We start from the raw sequence: 2,459 nt of genomic DNA, 5'->3' as shown, positions 1-2,459 counted from the left end.
GCGGGGACGGTGGTGGATATCAAGCACAAGAAATAACGGAATGACACATCCTGAACGGTTCATCTTTTTTTGAATAGGTGGGGTTTATGGCGCGCTTACGCTGGGCCGCAGGGTGATTTGTGATGGTCGTGCGAGCCTCATCGCGGGCAAGCTTGCTCTTACGCGGAGTGATGATGCCGCCTGCAAAAATGACCAACCCCCAGATGCAACAAAACCCGCACTTGGCGGGTTTTGTTTTGCTTCGTATTTGGTGGGCCGGGGTAATCTGAACGGGTCTATTAAGTTGTTGATTTTAATAGATAAGTATCGGTTAGGTATTTTCTTGGAATACCTTTTGGAATACCCATCGATGAATTTGAATTCGGGACGCTTTGGGTTGAGAAAACTTATCGTGTCACGAGGTAAAGCCTGTGCGCTGTCTCACTCAGTATGAGCTCCTCAAGAATTTTCGTCCTAGACAACTGATGCTCTTCGGCAAGCTTATCGAGGGCGGCGTTGATGTTGTTGTTAAGCACAAAGTTGTACTGCTTCTTGTGGGTAGCGTTCACCCGCGTCTTTTGCGTGCTCCAGCGTCTCTTGATCTTCTCCACGTAGAGCTCTTTTTCGCCGGATGAGGCGCTACTGTGGTCGAAAAACTCCAGTAGCTCGCCATGTCGGGTGAAAGGCTTCTCTAGTCGGATTAGCGTCGGCTGGTTCTGCTCTAGCCAACTCCACGCCAGTGAGCATTTTTCTCGCTCATCTTGGTCTTTGAACCACTTGAAGATTTTGTCGGTTCGCAGGTGCTCATTCCAGTCTTCCGAAAGGTAGCGTAACGCCCTCTCTTTCCTGCTGAATTCCGTATTCCAAAGGTCGAAAAGTACTATCACCTGATCCTTGTTGGGTAGTGTTCGGAAAATGCTGTTGCGCAGCCTTAGGTTGGTCTTCCTCATGGCTTCTGCTGCCAACCATTTCGGCTGCCGCCCGTTCTTTTCTATCCAGCCAAAAGCTTCCAGCGGGAGGAGTTGCGTTTCTCGAGCGTGTTCAATTTCGCGTTTTAGACTTCGGCTGTCTTTGAGTGTCTGCGAGATTTTGTCGCGCATCGTAGGGCTATTGAATTGGCAGTCATCGAGGCGCTCTCCTTCCCGTCCGACTAGAGATAGCCACAGCCAGGCCACCTCTCGGTTATTTAGTGACCATCCAGTCAGCAAGGCAGAAAGATTGTCATCGTCATCTTTTTGAGTGTCTTCGCTCAGAACAAAGGTCATGGGTAGATCGCTTATAGATGTTTTGTAGAGCATATTAAGACGATTTCTAGATGTAAGATAGGTGCGTGATAGATAAGGATAAATTTCTATTGTGGCCCGATTTGTATGGACCCTACAGCTTTCAAGGGTGCTACAAGCGAGATTTTTGGTAAGTCGGTAAACCTGCAACCTGCGATGCCAGTGACGTGACATAAGCAATTCGTTGAGGTCAGGATTGACTAGGGATGGTTACGCTCCTTTGAAGTTATTCCCATGTCGGGTCTGCTCACTGCTGCATAAGTGCTCGCACCGACGCTGATGCGGAAAGTCCAGGCACTTACAGAGTGATTGCCGTGATTACGATTTTGGATTGTTCCTGAGCAGTATTTTTTTACTGCCACTGCAGATCCTCTGAGCTAACAGAGGAGCCCGCTCATGAGGATCATTCGCCTGAAAGAAGTAATCGATTCGACCGGCTTGGCACGGTCGACCATCTACAAGTACATCGGGGAGGGCACCTTCCCGAAGCCGGTTTCGTTGGGGGATCGCTGCGTCGGCTGGGTAGACAGCGAGGTACACGACTGGATCCTGGCAAGGATTGAGGAGCGCGATTCGGCTGAAGACTCTCCAGTCCGACTTGGCCGCCTGGGCGTGGTCAGCTAGTAGCTAACTTTTAGGCCATGACCGGGCGAAAGCCCGTCATGGCCTTTATGCCGGTTGAGCCTTGCCGACCACTTGGCACTCCCTCCAGTAAGTCCGGGTTATGTTGCTCCCCATCGCTCGGGTTGCTGGAGGTCAGAGGGCCAGTGCCGGAGCTGTTGGAACTGCCGGACGATGATTTATTTCCGGAGTGAGGCATAGGGTGAAAATGACGGTGTGGCTGGTTAGTCGGGGTCATTTTCCCAGGCACATCGAGGAAGGTGTTTTCGGTATGGGTAATATGCTTTTACTACTACTTACCACCTGTAAGGTTAGTAGGCTGGATACATCATCACCTGATGGGCTATTACCCCTTTGGCTCGCATACCGGTGGTATCAAAACTATCTACTCGCTAGAAGTCTATCGGCCCGGAAAAGGTAGCGGTTAAAAATTACACAGTTGGCACTGGTTATGTAACTCACTAACTGAGAGTCATAACGTAACCGGCCAGCAAACACACCTTCCTGACCCCACCGCCAAAGGCGATGGTGTCCACCTATTTAAGTGGACACCACTTCTAGCCTTTTAAGAGGGTC

2 protein-coding genes are annotated in these 2,459 nt (G+C 50.3%); one reads left to right on the top strand and one right to left on the bottom strand.

Annotated features, from left to right (window positions below):
* Positions 1–386 precede the first annotated feature (386 nt).
* The gene (locus tag ACXPVS_RS27170) at positions 387–1,244 is read right to left on the bottom strand and encodes a hypothetical protein (RefSeq protein WP_458512634.1); all 858 of its coding nucleotides are present in this window, start codon (positions 1,242–1,244) and stop codon (positions 387–389) included.
* 414 nt (positions 1,245–1,658) lie between these two features.
* On the opposite strand from ACXPVS_RS27170, the gene ACXPVS_RS27165 reads away from it, so the two are divergent.
* A complete protein-coding gene (locus ACXPVS_RS27165; protein WP_057024534.1) occupies positions 1,659–1,886 on the top strand; it encodes a helix-turn-helix transcriptional regulator in 228 nt (75 codons plus the stop codon).
* The last annotated feature ends 573 nt before the right edge of the window (positions 1,887–2,459 follow it).

The organism is Pseudomonas sp. Ma2-10, assembly GCF_054330215.1.
This window is presented reverse-complemented; position numbering and strand designations above follow the sequence as displayed.

Coding starts and splice junctions, on each gene's coding strand:
- ACXPVS_RS27170 (WP_458512634.1), bottom strand. CDS start 1,244: ATGACCTTTGTTCTGAGCGAAGACACTCAAAAAGATGACGATGACAAT.
- ACXPVS_RS27165 (WP_057024534.1), top strand. CDS start 1,659: ATGAGGATCATTCGCCTGAAAGAAGTAATCGATTCGACCGGCTTGGCA.